General features: G+C 69.4%; 15 protein-coding genes and 1 pseudogene. 10 read left to right on the forward strand and 6 right to left on the reverse strand.

Annotated elements, in window-relative coordinates:
* The 10 genes and pseudogenes from JX283_RS04735 to JX283_RS04770 form a co-directional block, all read left to right on the forward strand.
* Positions 1-784 (forward strand): DUF4013 domain-containing protein (locus JX283_RS04735; protein WP_204829558.1); only part of this gene is annotated, 784 nt, incomplete at its 5' end.
* 793 nt (positions 785-1577) lie between these two features.
* Entirely contained in the window at positions 1578-3548 is a 1971-nt protein-coding gene (locus tag JX283_RS04740) for an NAD(+) synthase (RefSeq protein ID WP_204829559.1), read from the forward strand.
* Positions 3549-3821: 273 nt separating this feature from the next.
* Positions 3822-4112 carry a co-chaperone GroES gene (gene groES, locus JX283_RS04745; RefSeq protein WP_135978179.1) on the forward strand — a complete coding sequence of 97 codons (291 nt, stop codon included), beginning with the start codon at positions 3822-3824 and terminating at the stop codon, positions 4110-4112.
* A gap of 54 nt (positions 4113-4166) precedes the next feature.
* A complete protein-coding gene (gene groL, locus JX283_RS04750) occupies positions 4167-5804 on the forward strand; it encodes a chaperonin GroEL (RefSeq protein ID WP_204829560.1) in 1638 nt (545 codons plus the stop codon).
* Between the two features lie 143 nt (positions 5805-5947).
* Positions 5948-6484, forward strand: a complete 537-nt coding sequence (locus tag JX283_RS04755) for a GNAT family N-acetyltransferase (protein WP_204829561.1) — start codon at positions 5948-5950, stop codon at positions 6482-6484.
* A gap of 1229 nt (positions 6485-7713) precedes the next feature.
* A complete protein-coding gene (locus JX283_RS04760; protein ID WP_204829562.1) occupies positions 7714-8316 on the forward strand; it encodes a response regulator transcription factor in 603 nt (200 codons plus the stop codon).
* Positions 8268-8420: a winged helix-turn-helix domain-containing protein gene (locus tag JX283_RS08815; protein ID WP_370583411.1), complete on the forward strand. Its 153-nt coding sequence runs from the start codon at positions 8268-8270 to the stop codon at positions 8418-8420. Before JX283_RS04760 ends, JX283_RS08815 begins: the two co-directional genes overlap by 49 nt.
* A gap of 1179 nt (positions 8421-9599) precedes the next feature.
* Positions 9600-10106: a PaaI family thioesterase gene (locus JX283_RS04765; RefSeq protein ID WP_204829563.1), complete on the forward strand. Its 507-nt coding sequence runs from the start codon at positions 9600-9602 to the stop codon at positions 10104-10106.
* A 1082-nt stretch (positions 10107-11188) separates the two neighbouring features.
* Positions 11189-11464 (forward strand): annotated as a pseudogene (locus JX283_RS08625) (sensor histidine kinase); the annotation flags it as partial.
* 280 nt (positions 11465-11744) lie between these two features.
* Positions 11745-12482, forward strand: a complete 738-nt coding sequence (locus JX283_RS04770; protein WP_370583413.1) for an ATP-binding protein — start codon at positions 11745-11747, stop codon at positions 12480-12482.
* Here the strand turns inward: JX283_RS04770 and JX283_RS08455 are convergent.
* From JX283_RS08455 to pstB, 6 genes are all read right to left on the reverse strand, one after another.
* Positions 12408-13064: a DUF6320 domain-containing protein gene (locus JX283_RS08455; protein WP_239652467.1), complete on the reverse strand. Its 657-nt coding sequence runs from the start codon at positions 13062-13064 to the stop codon at positions 12408-12410. The genes JX283_RS04770 and JX283_RS08455 overlap by 75 nt on opposite strands.
* Entirely contained in the window at positions 13061-14422 is a 1362-nt protein-coding gene (locus JX283_RS08820; protein WP_370583412.1) for a hypothetical protein, read from the reverse strand. Before JX283_RS08820 ends, JX283_RS08455 begins: the two co-directional genes overlap by 4 nt.
* Positions 14395-15408, reverse strand: a complete 1014-nt coding sequence (locus tag JX283_RS04775) for an alpha/beta hydrolase (RefSeq protein ID WP_204829565.1) — start codon at positions 15406-15408, stop codon at positions 14395-14397. The genes JX283_RS08820 and JX283_RS04775 overlap by 28 nt, the downstream gene beginning before the upstream one ends.
* 370 nt (positions 15409-15778) lie before the next feature.
* Complete coding sequence (locus JX283_RS04780) at positions 15779-17167, reverse strand: cell wall metabolism sensor histidine kinase WalK (RefSeq protein WP_204829566.1); 1389 nt, start codon at positions 17165-17167, stop codon at positions 15779-15781.
* Positions 17160-17879: a response regulator transcription factor gene (locus JX283_RS04785; RefSeq protein ID WP_135978165.1), complete on the reverse strand. Its 720-nt coding sequence runs from the start codon at positions 17877-17879 to the stop codon at positions 17160-17162. The genes JX283_RS04780 and JX283_RS04785 overlap by 8 nt, the downstream gene beginning before the upstream one ends.
* Positions 17880-17932: 53 nt before the next feature.
* Positions 17933-18673 carry a phosphate ABC transporter ATP-binding protein PstB gene (gene pstB, locus JX283_RS04790; RefSeq protein ID WP_204829567.1) on the reverse strand — a complete coding sequence of 247 codons (741 nt, stop codon included), beginning with the start codon at positions 18671-18673 and terminating at the stop codon, positions 17933-17935.
* Between the last annotated feature and the right edge of the window lie 40 nt (positions 18674-18713).

Below are 18713 nucleotides of genomic sequence, written 5' to 3' on the forward strand. Positions count from 1 at the left end.
CCCGATGGCCGCCCAGCGCGGGATTCTCGGCCAGGCGTGGCACGACCTCACCGGCTCCCAGGGCTGGTTCGGCCGCGTGGCCGCCCTCATCCTCATGAACCTCGTGCCGGTGCTCGGCTGGTACGTCTCCGGCTACATGCTCCAGTGGGGTGCGTCTGCCGGTGACGGCTCCGAGGGCCTGCCGCGCCGCAGCTTCAGCCGCTCCACCGTCTGGCTGGGCTTCCTCTACGCGGTCCTGGGCGTCATCGGCGCCGTCGCCACCGCCAGCCTGTTCTACGTGGGCGCCGTGCCGGTCCTCGGCCCCATCTTCCTGTTCTGCTGGGCGGTGCTGGTCTCCGTCTACACCACGGTGGCAGGCGTCCGCATGGCCGCCAGGGGCAGCTTCGGCGCCGCGTTCGACCTCTCGGACATCCTCGAGGCCTTCAAGCGCGACCCCTGGGGCGCCATCGTCGCCGTCTTCGTGCCCGGCCTCGCCGCCGGCGCCGTCATCGTGGTGGTCGCCATGCTCGTGCTGACGGGCGCCGCGGGCTCCATGTACGCCAGCAGGTACTACCTGTACTCCGGCTCGTACTACGGCTACGGTCTCGACCCGCTGTCGACGGTGGCCACCATGCTCGGCATCCTCGGGCCCGCCGTCGTGATCGTGGTCCTGGCCGCCGCCTTCGCGGGCACGTTCGCGCAGCTGTGGTCCGTGCGCGCCGTGGGCGTGTGGATCGACCATAACGCGCCCCAGTGGAAGCGCGCCCCCCGCGAGGGGAGCGGCGTCGGGTTCCGCCCCGAGTAGGGCCGGCGCACAGCACGGGCTCCGGGAGGGGCCGCGCGATGGGGATGACCCGCCGCGCGGCCCCGCCTTCCGTCCGGGGCGCCGGGCCCGGCCTGCGACGGTCGGAGGGCCCGGCCAAAGGGGTGGCGGCCCGGCTGCCTACTCGGCCGCCTGCTCGGTTCCGACCCGGCTGTCCACCCACTCCCACAGGACCTCGTCCATGGGGGCCATGAGCACGGGCNCCGGGCCGTCGCCGCCCTCGCGGTCGGTGCGCTCCATGGCGGCGAGCAGGGCGTCCTCGGCCGAGAAGCCGTCGACCACCGGGAAATCCGGGCGCGAGAAGGCGCCTATGAGGCCGTCGAGCACCGCCCGTGCCTCCGGGGCGCCCGAGCCCTCCACAAGGGCGCGCACGACGGCCGGCTCGTGGCGGGCGAGCTCCCCGTCCAGGATCGTNGTCNCCCGGGGCGGGAGNTCCGCGGCCGTCTCGACGACGTCGACGACGATGCGGCGAGGGGTGACGGGGGCGTCTTCAGCCACGGAGGTCCTCCTTCTAGGAAACGGTAACCAATTGCCATTCCCATTGTATAACTGGNATGTAGTTGAATTACTTGGCGCAGGAACCACCTTGCGCCGCGAGTGACGCCACAGCGTTCTCACCTGCAGGGACATTTTCTCTCCCTACGAATAATCCTCAGTTTTTGTACTCCCAGCACAATCGGTGCGCCTTCCCGGGGCCCGGCCGCCCGGCGGCTCCGGCGGGGGGCGGGGCCCGGTCGCGCTACCATGGACCCACGAACCGCCGAGAGGAGCCCCCATGAACCACGGCCTTGTCACCGTCGCCGCCGCGACCCCCGCCGTCCACGTCGCCGACGTCGCCTTCAACGTCGTGGCCTGCGTGGAGGAGACCCGCGCGGCCGTGGTCCACGGAGCCTCCGTGGTGGTGCTCCCGGAGTGCTGCCTCACGGCCTACACCTGCGGCGACCTCTTCCTGCAGGACGCCCTGCTCGACGCCGCCGAGGAGGGCCTGGCCGGGTTCCTGGACCGCACGGCCGACCTTCCCTGCCTCGTGTTCGTGGGCCTGCCCTTCCGCCAGNACGGCAAGCTCCACAACGTCGCCGCCGCCTGCTGCGCGGGCGANCTCCTCGGCGTCGTGCCCAAGCTCAACATCCCCACCTACAACGAGTTCTACGAGGGCCGCCACTTCGTCGCGGGGCCCGAGGCCTGCGTCGACGCCGAGGTCTGCGGCCGTACCGTGCCCTTTGGCGCGCACCAGCTGTTCTGCTGCCCCGGCATGCCCGCCCTCAAGGTGGGCGTAGAGGTCTGCGAGGACCTCTGGGTGGCCTGCCCGCCCTCNGTGGGCCTCGCACGGGTCNGCGCCACGGTGGTCTGCAACCTCTCGGCTTCCAACGCCCTCGTGGGCAAGGCCGACTACCGTCGCTCCCTCGTCTCGGGCCAGAGCGCCCGGCTCCTCTGCGCCTACGCCTACGCGAGCTCCGGCTGGGGCGAGTCCACCCAGGACGTGGTCTTCTCGGGCCACGACCTCGTGGCCGAGAACGGCCGCATCCTCTCGGAGGGCCGCCCCTTCGGCGACGGCCGGGCCCTGGCCCAGGTGGACGTCGCCTTCCTCGCCGAGGAACGCCGGCGCATCTCCACCTGGACGTCCGCCCCGTCGCCCGCGGCAGCCGGCTACCGGGAGGTGCGCCTGCCCGACGCCTTCGCCGGGGCCGTGGCCGCCCCGGCGCCCGTGACCCGCCACGTGGACCCGCACCCCTTCGTGCCCGACGACCCCGCGACCCGTTCGGGGCGCTGCGAGGACATCCTCGACATCCAGGCCCACGGCCTCGCTCAGCGTATGGCCCACACCCGCTCCGCCACGGCGGTGGTGGGCGTNTACGGCGNCNTGGACTCCACGCTCGCCCTGCTCGTGTGCGCCCGGGCCTTCGACCTCGTGGGGCTCGACCGCGCCGGCATCGTGGCCGTCACCATGCCGGGCTTCGGCACCACCGACCGCACCCACGGCAACGCCCGCGCCATGGCCGACGCCCTGGGCTGCACCCTGCTCGAGGTGCCCATCGCCAGCGCGGTGCGGCAGCATTTCTCCGACATCGGCCACGACGAGGCCGTCCGCGACGTCACCTACGAGAACTCCCAGGCCCGAGAGCGCACCCAGATCCTCATGGACCTCGCCAACCAGCGCGGCGGCCTGGTGATCGGCACCGGCGACCTCTCGGAGCTCGCCNTCGGCTGGGCCACCTACAACGGCGACCACATGTCCATGTACGGCGTGAACGCCGGCGTGCCCAAGACGCTCGTNCGCCACCTCGNGGCCCACGTGGCCCGCACCTGCGGGGACGCGGTCCTCTCCGCCGTGNTCGACGATGTGCTNGACACCCCGGTNTCCCCGGAGGTCCTGCCTGCCGGGGAGGACGGCACCATCGCTCAGCGCACCGAGGACCTCGTGGGCCCCTACGAGCTCCACGACTTCTTTCTCTACGCGGTGCTCCGCCAGGCCTTCCCGCCGGCCAAGGTGTTCGCCCTGGCCTGCCGGGCGTTCGTGGACCAGGAGCTCGAGGCCGGCCGCGAGCCCGCCTTCGACCGCGCCACGGTCCTCCGCTGGCTGCAGACGTTCTACCACCGCTTCTTCTCCCAGCAGTTCAAGCGCAGCTGCCTGCCGGACGGCCCCAAGGTGGGCACCGTAGCCGTGTCGCCCCGCGGCGACCTCCGCATGCCCAGCGACGCCTCGGCGGCTCTGTGGGTGACCCAGGCCGAGGCCCTCAAGGCCTGAGGCCGCGACTCTTCCGTGCACGATCGGTGACGGCCCCCATGGCCGCGCCGCCGCAGGTTAACGGACACCACGCACCGGGTACAGCGACCTAGAGCCTGACCCGGCGCCGCCTTACGTGATGGCTGCGTTGGTGGATAATCTAAGTCTGCGTGATGAAGATTTCCTCATGGACCTTGCCCTAGGTCCATGGGCTGGCTAGGATACTTCGTGTCAGAACACACCCCGCACTCAGGCGGGGGCGCCGAGAAGGCGCATGCAGAAGGAGGAACCGCTATGAATCTCAAGCCGCTGGGTGACCGCGTCCTCGTGAAGCCCGCCCCCAAGGAGGAGAAGACCTCCACCGGTCTCTACATCTCCTCGGGCGCCCAGGAGAAGCCCCAGAAGGGCGAGGTCGTCGCCGTGGGCGAGGGCCGTCGCGACGATTCCGGCAACCGCATCCCGGTCGACGTCAAGGTGGGCGACCAGGTCTTCTACGGCAAGTTCGGTGGCAACGAGATCAAGGTCGACGGCGAGGAGTACCTGCTCCTCCGCGGAGACGACATCTACGCCATCATCGAGGGCTAACCCCTCCCATCACGCACCATCTGCACCCAAACCCTCACAGGAGGTACGCATACCATGGCTAAGAACATCAAGTTCGGCACCGNCGCCCGCGCCAAGCTCGCCGCCGGCGTGAACACCCTGGCCGACGCCGTGACCACCACCATGGGCCCCAAGGGCCGCTACGTGGCCCTTCAGCGCCCCTACGGCGCCCCCACCATCACCAACGACGGCGTCTCCGTTGCCAAGGAGATCGAGCTCAAGGACCCCGTGGAGAACATGGGCGCCCAGCTGGTGAAGGAGGTCGCCACCAAGATCAACGATACCGTGGGTGACGGCACCACCACCGCCACGCTGCTGGCCCAGGTCATCGTCAACGAGGGTCTCCGCAACGTCGCCGCCGGCGCCAACCCCCTGGCCATCCGCCGCGGNNTCGACCACGCCGTGGACGCCGTCGNGGACGAGATGAAGAAGGCCGCCACGCCCGTCTCCACCAAGGCGCAGATCGCCTCCGTGGGCACCATCTCCGCCGCCGACCCCCAGATCGGCGAGAAGATCGCCGACGCCATGGAGGTCGTGGGTAAGGACGGCGTCATCACCGTCGAGGAGTCCCAGACCTTCGGCATCGAGATCGAGACTGTGGAGGGCATGCAGTTCGACAAGGGCTACATCTCCCCGTACTTCGCCACGGACAACGAGACCATGGTCTGCGAGATGAAGAACCCCTACATCCTCATGACCGACCAGAAGGTCTCCAACATCCNGGACATCCTGCCGGTGCTCGAGGCCGTGCAGAAGAGTGGCTCCGCCCTGCTCATCGTCGCCGAGGACGTCGACGGCGAGGCCCTGGCCACCCTCATCCTCAACAAGCTCCGCGGCACCCTCAACGTCTGCGCCGTCAAGGCCCCGGGCTACGGCGACCGTCGCAAGCGCATGCTCGAGGACATCGCCGTCGTGACCGGCGGTCAGGTGGCCATGGAGGAGCTCGGCATCAAGCTCGCCGACACCACCGCCGAGATGCTCGGCCGCGCCAAGAGCGTCAAGGTCACCAAGGACAACACCACCATCGTGGGCGGCGAGGGCGACAAGGGCGCCATCGACGACCGCATCGCCCAGATCAAGGGCGAGATCGAGCACACCGACTCCGACTTCGACGTCGAGAAGCTCNAGGANNGCCTGGNCAAGCTCGCCGGCGGCGTGGCCGTCCTGAAGGTGGGCGCCGCCACCGAGGTGGAGCTCAAGGAGATCAAGCACCGTATCGAGGACGCCCTCCAGGCCACCCGTGCGGCCGTGGAGGAGGGCATCGTCGCCGGCGGCGGCGTGGCGTTCCTCGACGCCTCCGAGTCGCTCGCCAACGTCGAGACCTCCGACATGGACGAGAAGATCGGCGTGGACATCGTCGCCAAGGCCCTGGCCGCTCCCGTGAAGACCATCGCCGACAACGCCGGCNTCGAGGGTGCCGTCGTGGTGGAGAAGGTCCGCGGCATGGAGAAGGGCCACGGCCTCGACTCCGCCAGCGGCGAGTACGGCGACATGATCGAGATGGGCGTGCTCGACCCCGTCAAGGTTGCCCGCGTGACCCTGCAGAACGCCGCTTCCGTGGCCGGCCTGTTCCTTATCACCGAGGCCACCGTCACCGATGAGCCCAAGGACACCACCATCGAGGAGGCCATCTCCGCGGCCGCTGCCCAGGGCGGCCAGGGCGGCATGTACTAAGCCGTACGGCTCCCCGACAAAGCGCCTGACAGGAGGGCGGCTCNTCTCNGCGGCGGGCCGCCCTTCTCTGTGGGGGCCGGTGTGCGGAGGAGGTCCGGCCGCGCTATGCTCTGACGTAGGCCCGCACCGTCACCGGAGGTCCCATGGCACCCACGCCCCGCATCCGCCTCGCCACGCCGCAAGACGCCGTGAGGGCCCTCTGCGTCTACGCCCCCTACGTGCGGGGGACCGCTGTCTCCTTCGAGTACGACGTGCCTACCGTAGCGGAGTTTTCCGAGCGTATCCGGGCCATCCTTGAGCAGGGGTACCCCTTTCTGGTGGCCGAGGAGGGCTCCGCCGTGGTGGGCTACGCCTCGCTCCGCCCGTTCGTGGGTCGCGAGGCCTACCGTCATAACGCCGAGACCACCATCTACCTCCACATGGGTGCCCGCGGGCGGGGAGTGGGCCGCGCGCTCTACCGTGCCTTGGAGGGCGAGGCCCGGGCCCGCGACATCCTCGCCCTCGAGGCCTGCATCGGGGTGCCGCGGNAGCCCGACGACCCCTATCTCACCGACGCCTCGGTGCGGTTCCACAGTGCCATGGGCTATCGCGAGGTGGGCCGTTTCGAGGCCTGCGGCCGCAAGTTCGACCGCTGGTACGACATGGTGTGGATGGAAAAGCGCCTGGCCGAGCCGTTCTAGGAGGGGGTCGGGGCCGACCCGCACCACCGTGGCGCCCTTTTCGGNCCAAAANGGCNANACGTCGCACCACGGTGGCGCGTTACGCCGGGGCGCCGGGGCCTGCGGCCGGANNCGCCTCAGAGAAAGAGCAGGTCGAAGTCTCCTACAGGAGAAGCAAGTAGAGTAGAGCGAATAGGACACTGATCACCNAGTCAAACGCCCGTCCTTGTTTTTTATAAATAAGTGAGCTTCCTAAATGGACGGCCACGACATTGAGGCCGCTCAAGAGAACTAAGGTGGTATGGTCAATGATATGGAAGCAGTAGTACAGGATGCCGAGCAGTACGCACACTGCTGCAATAGCAATGCCGCCCCACGATAGATGACCGTTGCTCCACCCGATTTCAAGTTTATTTGCAATGCCGTTCCACGTCATAAGCCCCTCCTGGAAAAGGGCGGGTTGAAACGCTGTCGCCAAGCCGTTACAACCCGCCCATATGAAGGCGTTTTACTTCAAGCAGGTATAAAAGGTGTAGGAAGTTGCCGCAAGTGCGTCCCAGCCGCTGCCTGTATACCAAGCGCGTCCCGCCTCGATCATCCAAGTATATGCACTGAACAGGCAGTCCTTTTCCTTTTGGGTCAGATTGANCGCCATGCTGGCGCCGACAGGACGATTATTTCCGTATCCATGGGAGACGCACCAGCCCTTCCCATAAACAGAGAAGCAGTTCCCACGTTCGCGCTGAGGGNTGGCTTCGCTAGAGANCGAGTCCATATGGTAGGTACGATAATTTGAGGTCTCGCTGGCGTATGCTGCGACGGGGGCAGTGGAGAGGGCGCATGCGACTGCGAGAAGGGCTAAGCTCTCCCCGTTGCCGGAAAGGTGCGAGAAAAGGCTCTCGTCACCCTCCAGTTCTATGTCGTTGATGTGAGCTACCTCGAGGTCATGACAGCTGTAACCGGTAGCTTCTTCCACAGAATCGGGGGATGTCGAGGATGAGGAGATTGCATGGGTGATATGTGTGATTGCAAGGGCGCAAAACGATATGGCTGCGATGGCAATGCAGATTCTCACCACTGGGCGTTTTCCGGGTAGGCTCATTTCCTGCTCCTTCCGCCATGTGAGACGAGTGTCGGGTAAAGGGTCGGGCCATAAAACCGTGAAAAACAAAACNATGGCCTCAAGTTGCAAAACAGCATTGTGGCCCGAGGGGGAGGTGCGATAGTCTTGGAATAGTTGAGGGGGTGCCATGCAGAGGATCCTCTATATCGAGGACGACGACTCCCTGCGGGNCGCCGTGAGGCTGGTGCTGGAGAATGCGGGCTACGAGGCGGTGACCCAACCTGATGGCACGCAGCTTCTCGAGGCGCTTTCCCGTGGGGAAGAAGTCGGCTGCCACCTTATCCTGCTCGACATGGGGCTCCCCAAGATGGANGGCACGGCGCTGCTCCTCCNCGTTCGAGAGCGGTCCTGCGTGCCGGTNCTGGCCCTGTCGGGCCAAGACGACGAGCNGTCCGTCATCGACGCCCTGGCCCATGGCTGCGACGACTATCTGACCAAGCCCGTGCGCCCGGCGCTCCTCCTTGCCAAGGTGNCGGCCCTCCTGCGACNGGCGCGCTNTGAAGGCNAGGGCGACGGCGCAAAGAGGCCGAGGGTCCTCGAGCTGGGCAACGTGCGATGCGGGAAGGGGGAGTGTCGCATCGACGGCCTGCCCGTCGCCCTCACGCCGACGGAGCTGGAGCTGCTGCGCTACTACTTGGCGCGCCCCGACAAGACCGTCCCCGCTCCCAGNTCCTGCTCGATGTGTGGGGCCTCCCCGACGGCGTCGAGAGNCGCCCCGTGGACGAGATGACCAGGCGGTTGAGGCGCAAGCTCGAGTCNGCGGGGGCCTCGGTCTCCTTGAGGTCGGTCTGGGGTGTGGGATACCGCCTCGAAGGCCCCTGCGAAGAGATGTGAGGGCCCGGTGGCGTCGTGGCGCGCAAGCCTTTCGGCAGGTTTGACCCGTTATCTGCTCGCCGGGGCGGCCTTGTGCTCGGCGTTGTACGTCGTGGGACTTCTCGGTTTTGCGGGTGCCGCCCATGGGGCCCTCTCGGGCGATCCCGGGCCGTTCCTCGACACGGAGGTGCGGTCGGTGACCGTCGAGGAGGCGTCGCGGATGGGCCGGTCCGGTCGCGGGGACGCCGGCCCCTATCTGGCCGATTTTTTCGCCGAGGTCGCGGAGGCCGGTCTGCGGCCTGACGCCGGAGGCCCGCACACCTATAGGGCGGGGGACAGCCTCGTGTTCTACCGGGTGGTCCAAACGGGTGCCTCCGGCGTCGAGATCCGCTTCCTCGACTGCCACGAGGCGTTGCGGCTCCTTCGTGCCGTCAAACTCGCGGCCGTCACNGTGCTGCTCGCATCCTTCGCCGCGTTTGCGGCCCTGGGCCGAAGGCTTGTAGGGGCTGTGGAGGGGAGGCAGGCCCTTTCCGACGNGATCGCGAGGCNCCTGATCCATGACGTGAAAACGCCCCTTGCCGCGTTGCTGGCTTCGGGCGAGGGGGCCGCCCCGGGTGCGGCGACGTGCCCGGAGGGTGCGCTCGACGAGCTCGCCGAGGCGTTCGACCACCTGCTTCTTCTGGGTGGCCCCTCCGGCGGCGATCCGTGTGCGACGGATGCCCGGGAGGTCGTCCTCGATGCGGCGCGCCTTGTGGACCGGGATGCGGAGGGGTCGGGCGGCCGCTTGGCGGTGGACGCTCCCGAGCCCGCCCGGGTCGTGTGCGACGGGTGGCGCGTCGCGGCCGTGCTNNGNTGTGTGGCCAAGGAGGCGCTGGCGGAGGCGGACGGATGCGCGCGGCTTTTCGCCCGTTCGGGCACGGCCGTGACGCTGGGGGTCTCGTGGGAGGTCGCAGCCGGGGTCCCGGNAAACGAGACGCTGGCACCCCTGCTCGAGCGCCTTCCTGCGGTGGAGGCGTGCGCGGTGGAGGCCGAGACGGCCGCCCGCCGTCGCCGGGTGTCGCTCGTCTACCCTCTCTCGCACGCCTGACCTGCGCCCGCTCCTGTCCCCGAAAGCGGATGGGGACGCCCTCGACCGCTTTCAGGCGCAGGGTCGGACGCATAAAATGAGGGTCGACAANCCCGCGTCCCGAAGGAGCCCCCATGGCCTGCTCCCACCTGCACAACCAGCCCATCAACGACGAGTGCTTCGTCTGTGGATTCGACAACCCCGCCGGGCTCGAGGCCCAGTTCGTTGAGCGNGANGACGAGCCCGGCCGCGTTGNGGGNCTCTTCACGCCCAAGCCCATCCACCAGAGCTACCCCGGCCGCCTCCACGGCGGCGTGGCGGCGGCCATGTGCGACGAGACCATCGGCCGTGCCTTCATCACCGACCACCCCGACCAGTGGGGCGTCACCATGGAGCTCAAGCTGCGCTACCGCAAGCCCACGCCCATCGGCGAGCCCCTGGAGGTGGTGGGCGTCATCACCAAGGTGACCCGGCGCACCTTCGAGGGTACCTGCGAGCTGCGCCGGCAGGACGGCACCGTGTGCGTGACCGCCGAGGCCACCTACATGATCCTTCCCGTGGAGCGCATCGTCGGCGAGTGCTCCGACGAGGGGTCCTATGTGTGGGAGGACGACGGCCGCCCCGTGCCCGCCGGGGAGTGATCGTGGGCCACTTGTAANTCAGATTTCATTCAGAATATATTCACAGGGATGATTATGAGGAGCAGGTGGGGGGAGGGGCCGTGGGCAAGCCTGCCGTGGGCGACGGGACGATCAGAGCCTTCTGTGAGACGGTCGCCCTGCTCCGGGAACGGCCCGGCCTCGCCTGGTCCATGGGTCCGTTGCCGGGTCCCGATGGCCGCACCTTCGGGGTCTGCGACCTCGACGGGTGCGTTGCCGTGAACGGCGGCTCGGGGCGGCAGGCCCACGGGCTCGCCTTCGTGGAGCACCTGCTGCGGTCCGAGGTCGAGCTCTCCCGTTGCGCCGACGGCTCGTGCTACCCGGTTCTCTTTGCCACGGAGGTCGAGGCCGGCCCCCACCGCCTGGCCTATGGCGAGCTCGTGGGCGCCGGGCGCATGGTGGCGGCCAACGGCCTGTGGTGCCCCGCCGCCCTGGACGCCGCCGTGGAGGCGGTCTTCTCGGGCGTCTCGGCCCTCACCGACAGCCTCGCCGCCTCCCGCTCCGGGGTGGTGCGGGTACGTCTGGACGACCGCGACTGCGTCATGGCCTTCGTGCCTATCGGGAACACCGACGGGTGGTCCATGGTGTCGGTGATCCCCGACGACGTCATCATGGAGCAGGGCAACGCCATCATCGGCACCTCGACGGTGGTGCTGTTCCTCGTGGTCCTCGTCGTGGGGGCGGCCGCCTTCTTCGGGCTTGCGGCCTTCCGGTTCANCCGCTCCATGAGGGCCCAGGGCGCCGAGACCCGGGCCCGCGAGGAGCTCTTCTCGGTGNTGGCCAGCGCCACCGACGAGGTCTTCCTCATGCTGAGCCGCGACCCCGTGCGGGTGGACTACGTGAGCCCCAACGTGGGCCGGATCCTGGGCGTGGGGCCCGACGAGGTGCGTGCCGACTGCGCCGTGCTCGAGCTCGAGGACGCCGAGGGGCCCGTGGACACGGCGTCGCTCGACGACGGCCGCACCGTGGTGCGCGAGGGCCTGCGCCACAACCGGGCCACCGGCGAGCCCCTCTGGTTCACCGACAGCCTCTACGACGTGGAGGTCGACGGCGGCCGTCGCTGCATGGCGGTGCTGTCCGACCGCACCCGGGAGCGCCGCAACGAGGAGGNGCTGCGGGAGGCCCTCTCCGTGGCCGAGGTGGCCAACGAGTCCAAGAGCACGTTCCTGTCCAACGTGAGCCACGACATCCGCACCCCCATGAACGCCATCGTGGGCCTGGCCACGCTCCTCCTCCGCGACGCCGGCGACCCCGACCTCGTGCGCGACCACACCCGCAAGATCCAGGCCTCCTCCCTGCACATGCTGGGCCTGCTCAACGACGTCCTCGACATGTCCAAGATCGAGAGCGGCAAGACCACCCTCAACCTCTCGGAGTTCGAGCTCTCGGAGCTGGCCGAGGACGTGGTTACCATCGCGAGGCCCCGGGCCCTCGCCAAGGGTCAGGACTTCCGGGTCGACGTCTCCGGGGTCCGCGACGGTCTCGTGGTGGGCGACAAGCTCCGCATCAACCAGGTTCTCATCAACATCATCACCAATGCCGTGAAGTACACCCCCGAGGGGGGGCACCGTCGAGTTCGACCTCGTCCAGACGCCGAGCCCCCGGGCCAACTTCGTCTCCCTGCGCCTCACCGTGAGGGACGACGGCATGGGCATGGCCCCCGAGCTCATGGAGACGATCTTCGACCCCTTCACCCGCGAGGAGAGCTCGGTGACCAACCGGGTCCAGGGGACGGGCCTGGGCCTTGCCATCGCCAAGAGCCTCGTGGAGCTCATGGGGGGCGCCATCTCGGTGGAGAGCGAGGTGNGCCGGGGGAGCGCCTTCGTGGTGGACCTGGAGCTCAGGGTGGCCCGGCACAGTGACGGCCGCGAGTTCTTNGAGCGCATGGGCATCGACAGGGTCCTGGTGGTCGACGACGAGCGGGCCGTGTGCGACGAGGTCGTGGCCGTCATGGGCGACGCCGGGGTGGAGGCCGAGTTCGCCCTCACCGGCGCCGACGCCGTCTCTATGGCCGCGGAGGCCGAGGCGGAGGGCCGCGGGTTCGGCCTCGTCATCGTCGACTGGCGGATGCCGGCCATGGACGGGGCCCAGACGGCCCGGGCCATCCGCGATGTGGTCCCCCACAACGTGCCGGTCATGGTGCTCACCGCCTTCGACCGCGCCGACGCCGAGTCGGCCTGCGACGGCGCCGGGGTCGACGGCTTCCTCCAGAAGCCCTTCTTCCTCTCGAGCCTGACCCTGCTGCTCGAGGAGCTCTCCGGCCACGGCGGGGAGGGCGCCTCGTCAGGCGTTGAACAGGCGGCCGGCGGCCCCGAAGATGTCGCGGCGGAAGAACACCAGCACGAATATGGCCAGTAGCCCGGCGCAGAAGGCGCTCACGTAGGCCAGGGTGGGCCACTGGGCGAGCCCCAGCCACACCAGGGCGAGCGGGATGAACCCGCACACCACGTCGAGCAGCAGGTAGGCCGAGAACTCCTCGGCAAACCGGTCGCGCCAGGCAAGGAGCAGCACCGCGTCGAAGGCGATGGCGGCCAGGCAGACGATGGGGGCCACCAGGCTCGTGAGGGCGTCGACGCCCGAGATAAAGCGCCAGGCCACGNNTACGGCCACCAGCATGAGCAGGTAGCGCGAGGCCCCCCGCACGAACCCGGGGTCGTAGCGGAGGAAGTTCCTGAGCAGCAGGTAGTTGGCGGCAACCACGGCCAGCGCCGGCAGGGCCACCGACCAGCGCGCGGCCCCCACAAGGGCTAGGAACGCCACGGTGAGGGCGCCCACGGCGCTCGCCAGCGTGACGATGGTGAGCAGCGCCTTCTGGGGCCGGATGTTGTCGGTGTGGGGAAAGACCGCCGGCGACGGCTCCCCCACGAGCTCGCCGTGGCAGAGGGGGCAGCGCTCGATGGCCCCGGTGTAGTCGAGGTCGCAGGCCGAACAGTGTCTCATGCCCCGGCTCCCTTCTCGGCCGGCAGCGGCTTGCGCGCCCCCGTCAGCCGTCGGCGGGCACCCTTGGGCGGCCGGCACCTGCGGTCCCTGTCGGAGGCGGCGCCGTCGCGCTCCTTGAGCGGCCGGGCCTTGCTGCAGTTGACCTTCCCGGGGATGCCCTGGGCCGAGAAGAAGCGGCAGAAGTCGCGCACCACGTCGNGGTCNGTGTAGACCGTGGAGATGCCGCAGNACAGGTCGTCCTCGAAGGAGCACAGGGTGAGGTTGAGGTCCTGGGTGGAGGTGAGGATGTTGACATCCCTCACATGAGCGGCCACGGCCCCGTCGAGGACCACGCGCCCGAGGTTGGAGACGGCGCAGGTGACGCCGCGCCCCTCCTGGGAGCGGGCGACGCCCAGGCCGAGGTCCTTGAGGAAGACCGGCGCCACGCGCACCAAGGGGTTCTTCTCCAGGCGGATCATGGNGTTCANNCGAAGCTTGATATTGTCCGGCCGGGTGGCGTCGGTAATCTGGCGCTGGGCCTCCTGGGCCAGCGCCTCGGCCTCGGGCACGGCATCGCCGGTCTCGAAGGTCACATAGGCCAGGCCGAAGAAGTTGCGGGTGGTCTGGGAGGAGAAGGCGCCCCTGAGGTCCACCGGGACGCCGATGCGGATGGGGCGCCTCCCCACGTCGCGGCGGTGCATCTGCCGACGCACCGCCAGGGCCATGGCGGCCACCATCACCGAGGTGAGGCTCACGTCCCATCGATGGGCCAGGTCGAGCACCGCCTTGCAGGAGAGGTGGTACTCGAAGTAGGAGGGGTCCTCCGCGTGCTTGGCGCTCCCCACGTGGACGGCCCGGGAGAGGGTGGCCGCCCCCCGCTTCCCGGGCTCGTAGTTCTTGTCGAAGGAGTCCTCGGAGCTTTCCGAGGGAGAGCCGGCGTAGCTCACGGGCACGCCCNTCACGCCCAAGGCCTCCTCCACATAGGCCCCGAGGAGCTCCTTGAAGAAGGCGAGCGAGCCGCGGCCGTCGGAGACCATATGGCTCACCTCGAAGTTGNTGCNGTCGCGGTACCGGCTCACCCGGAACAGCACCGAGGTGTGNCCGGCGTGGAGCGGGGCACAGATGGGCAGGTCCTCCTGGTGCACCTTGGGGACGGTGTCCACGTGCTGGAGGTAGTGCCAGAACAGCCCGGTGCGCAGGGTGACGGAGAAGGTGGGGAACCGGCCCACCGTGCGGTCGAGGGCCCGCTGGAGGGCGGCCTCGTCGACGGGGGCATCCATGGTGGCCGAGTAGCGGAAGACCGTCTGGGCCCGGCGCCCGGCCTGGGCCGAGTAGTACTTGCCGATGTTGTCTAGGCGATACCACGTATCTCGAGCCACGTCGATCCATTTCCCTTGGGCAGCCCCTCCCCGTCGAGGAAGCTCCGGCAGATCGCGAAGGTGGTCTTCACCGCGTCGACGGCCGACGGGTAGAGCAGGTAGCCGTGCATGACGTCTTGCATTCTATAGGCAGCGGAGTTCGTACCCGCCTGGGCGAGGCGCCGGGTGAACTCCTCGTCCTCGTCACGCAACGGGCAGAGCTCGGCGCTGACCACCAGGGTCTCCGGCAGCCCCGCAAGGTCCGTCTCCAGGAGCGGGGCGAGGTAGGGGTTCTCCAGGTCCTCGGGCTTCTCGGCGTACAGCATCAGGTACTCCTGGCAGTCCTGGGCCGTGAGGATGTAGTCGCTGCCGTTCTCGTGCACCGAGGCGAAGGGCGCGTCGGGGCCGTAGTCGTTGTTGAGGACGGGGTAGAGCAGGATCTGGCGGGGCACGGAGAAGTNGCCGGTGTCGCGGGCCTTGAGGGCCACGGCGCAGGCGAGGTTGCCGCCGGCCGAGTCGCCCATGAGGACCACGTGATCGGGGTTCACGTCGGAGAAGACCTTCCCGGCCATGACGGCCCGGGCCACGGCGTAGNAGTCNTCCAGCGGCACCGGGAAGCGGTTCTCGGGGGCCAGGCGGTAGTCCACCGAGACCACGCGGCGTTTGAGGGTCAGGGCGAGGTCCTTGCAGGCGTCGGCGTAGAGGCCGACCTGGCCGGTGACCCAGCCNCCGCCGTGGAAGAAGACCACGGTGCCCTTCCAGTCGTCGGTCAACTTGACGCCGTCCAACGAGATGTCGAGGTCGAGCGGCGTGAAGGTGCGGCACTCGACGGCGTACCCGTCGGCTGCAGGCACCGAGACGCGCCCCTCCCGCACGCGGATGCGGGGCGCTTCGATCTTGGAGGCCGCCTCCTCGGCGACCCTGATGGCCTCGTAGCCGTCCACGACGTCGGGCTTCAGGTGGGTGTAGGCCTTGACGGCGGCCTTGGCGACTTTCTCGAAGGGCATGGGTCCTCGCTCGGGTGTCGGGGTGGGCGATGGTGGCAGAACATAAGGGTGATACCCCAACGGCGCCACCTCGGGCGGCATCTCCGGCACCGTCTTCGGCATCGTCTGCAGCACCGCTCCCGGCACCGTCTTCGGCACCTGAACGCCGTTGAGGTCGGCCTCTTTCCCACCTGAACACGCACGGGAGCGGATTTTGCGCACCTGAACGCGTCCGGGGGCGTTTTTCCGCAGGGGTTGGCCTTGGAAGTCGCCCTCGGACGTGTTCAGGTGGGGAGAAGGCAGAACGGGCGCAGCTCCGGCGCCCGCAGGACGTTCCGCGGATGGGACAAAAGTGTCCGAGTGATGGGACAGGGGCAGGGGCCCGCGGGGCTCACAGGGGCAGCCGCAGCCGGGACACCGACCCCTCGCCCGGGGCGCTCTCCAGCTCCACGGTGCCGCCGCACTGCTCGACCGCGTGCTTCACGATGGCCAGTCCCAGGCCCGTGCCCCCGGGCTCCTTGGAGCGGCTCTTGTCCACGCGGTAGAAGCGCTCGAACACCTTGTTCTGCTCGTCGGCCGNGATGCCGCACCCCTCGTCGCGCACCGAGACCACGGCCTCGGCCACGGCGCCCGGCTCGCCGGGGTGGCAGTCCTTGGCCACGGTCACTGTCACCTGGGATCCGGCAGGGCTGTAGCGCACGGCGTTCTCCACCAGGTTGGAGAGGGCCTGGTCGAGCAGCCGGGCGTTGGCCTCCACCGTGATGGGCGACCCCANGGCGNGGAGCCCCACNTCGGCGGCGTCGGCCACNGGCGCCATGCGGCGCAGGACGGAGCCGGCAAGNTCGAGCATGTCCACGGGGCCCTGCTCGGCGCCCAGGGGCTCGTCCATGCGGGAGAGGGTGAGCACGTCGTCGATGAGGGAGCGCATGCGCTGGGCCTCGTCGTGGATGATGTGGGCGAAGGTGCGGGTGTCGGCCTCGTCGGCGATGCCCCGGTCGATGATCTCCGCGTACCCGGAGATGATCTGGAGCGGCGTCTTCATCTCGTGGGAGACGTTGGCCGAGAAGTCTCGTCGGATGGTGTCGGCGCGGGCCAGCTCGAGGTTCTGCTCCCGCAGGCGCGCCTGCTGGTCCTCGATGCGCTCGATGAGCGGGGCCACCTCCCGGTAGCAGTCGGGGGCGGGCAGCCCGTCGTCGAGGGCGGCGAAGGGCGCCACGATCCTCCGGGTGATGAGCCGCGACGCCACGGCGGCGAGCGCGGACACGGCGGCCATGACGGNGGCGGCCGGCAGCACGAACGAGCCGGCGAAGGCCNCGAACGACTCGCGCTCCTCGGCGATGCGCAGCACGTCGCCGCCGGCGAGGCGCTNGGCGGCGTAGAGCATGTCGCGGTCCAGGGTGGCGGAGTGGCGGCTCACCGAGGCGNACCCGGCCTTCTCGGCCTCGAGGACCTCGGGCCGGTCGCCGTGGTAGCCGGCATCGTCGTCGGCGCTGTCGAAGAGCACCTCGCCGTCGGACGACACCAGGGTGTAGCGCTCGGGCCCGGGGAGCTGGGCCGCCAGCATGGCGCGGCGGCCGTCCGCGTCCAGGGGTCCCAGCGTGGCGCCGGCCTCCTCGGCCAAGGCGGCCAGGCGCTGGGCCTCGCCGGCCTCGTGGGTGGCGTAGTAGACGGCGGCGGTACCGAGGAACGCGGCGAGCACGCAGGCGAGGGCCGAGGCCACGAGGGCGGCGAACACCGTGGTGGAGAGGCGCCTGCGGCCCGTGCCGCGACCGTCAGCCATGGTGGCCGTCCCCGAGCCGGTAACCGACGCCGCGCACGGTCTCGACGGCGCGCTCGGAGCCCGGNGCCGCGGCGGCGAGCTTCTGGCGCAACGTGCGCACGTGAACGTCCACCGTGCGGGTGCCGCCGGAGAAGGCGACGTCCCACACGTCGGCGAGCAGGCGGTCGCGCGAGAGCACGCGGCCTGGCGAGGCCATGAGGGTCTTGAGCAGGTCGAACTCCTTGGGGGTGAGCGACACGGGCACGCCGTCGGCGGTCACGGTGTGGCGCCCCTCGTCGAGCACGATGCCCCCGAACGAGAGGCGGTCCGGCTCGGTCGCCTCCCCGCGTGCGGGCGCCTGGGAGCGGCGGAGCAGCGCCCGCACGCGGGCCAGCAACTCCACCATGCCGAACGGCTTGGCCAAGTAGTCGTCGGCGCCTAGGTCGAGCCCGTAGGCCTTGTCGAGCTCGTCGCCCTTGGCCGTGAGCATCATGACGGGGACGTCCCGTGTGGCCGGCTCGCCCCTCAGGCGGCGCAGCACCGTGAGGCCGTCCACATCGGGCAGCATGATGTCGAGGAGCACGAGGTCGGGAACGGACTCGGCGCAGGCGTCGAGGAACTCTCCCGCCGACGAGAAGCCCTCCGCGCGGATGCCCGTCTGGGCGAGGGTGTAGAGCGTGAGCTCGAGGATGCGCGGGTCATCCTCGAGATAGTAGACCGTGGCTTCCGCCATGGGTTCCTCCTCGGGCTGTGTGCGGGCAGCACCCATCCTAGTCCGGAGGCGCGTCAGCCGAACCGCCCGGCCACATAATCGGCGCAACGCGGGTCGGTGGGGCTCGTGAACAGGGTCTCGGNGGGGCCNGCCTCCACCATCTCTCCCATCAGGAAGAAGGCGCAGGTGTCGGAGATGCGCAGGGCCTGCAGCATGTTGTGGGTCACCATCACCACGGTGTAGGAGCCCTTGAGGGAGATGACGAGCTCCTCGATCTTGGCGCAGGAGATGGGGTCGAGGGCGCTCGTGGACTCGTCGAGGAGCAGGACCTCCGGCTGGGCTGCCAGGGCGCGGGCGATGCAGAGGCGCTGCTGCTGGCCGNCGGANAGCCCGAGNGCGGTCCNCTTGAGGCGGTCCTTGACCTCGTCCCAGAGGGCGGCGTCGCGCAGGGCCTGCTCCACGCGGCCCTCGAGCTCGTCGCGGTCGCGGACGCCGTGGGTGCGAGGACCGTAGGCCACGTTGTCGAAGATCGACATGGGGAAGGGGTTGGGCTGCTGGAACACCATGCCCACGCGGCGCCGCACNTCCTGGGCGTCGAGGTCGCGGTAGACGTCGGTGCCGTCGAGCGTGACGAGGCCGGAGACCGAGCAGCCGGGGGCGAGCTCGTTCATGCGGTTGAGCGTCTTGAGCAGTGTCGACTTGCCGCAGCCCGAGGGGCCGATGAGGGCGCAGACCTCCTTCTCGGGGAACGACAGGCTCACGTCCCTGAGGACGTGGGTGCGGCCGTAGGAGAGGTCGAGGTGCGAGACGTCCATCTTGGTGCCCGCCGCCACGCGGGGGGCACCAAGATGGACG

The sequence above is a fragment of the Olsenella sp. CU969 genome (assembly GCF_905219715.1).
In the GTDB taxonomy this organism is placed as follows: domain Bacteria; phylum Actinomycetota; class Coriobacteriia; order Coriobacteriales; family Atopobiaceae; genus Granulimonas; species Granulimonas faecalis.

Coding starts and splice junctions, on each gene's coding strand:
- groES (WP_135978179.1), top strand. CDS start 3,822: ATGAATCTCAAGCCGCTGGGTGACCGCGTCCTCGTGAAGCCCGCCCCC.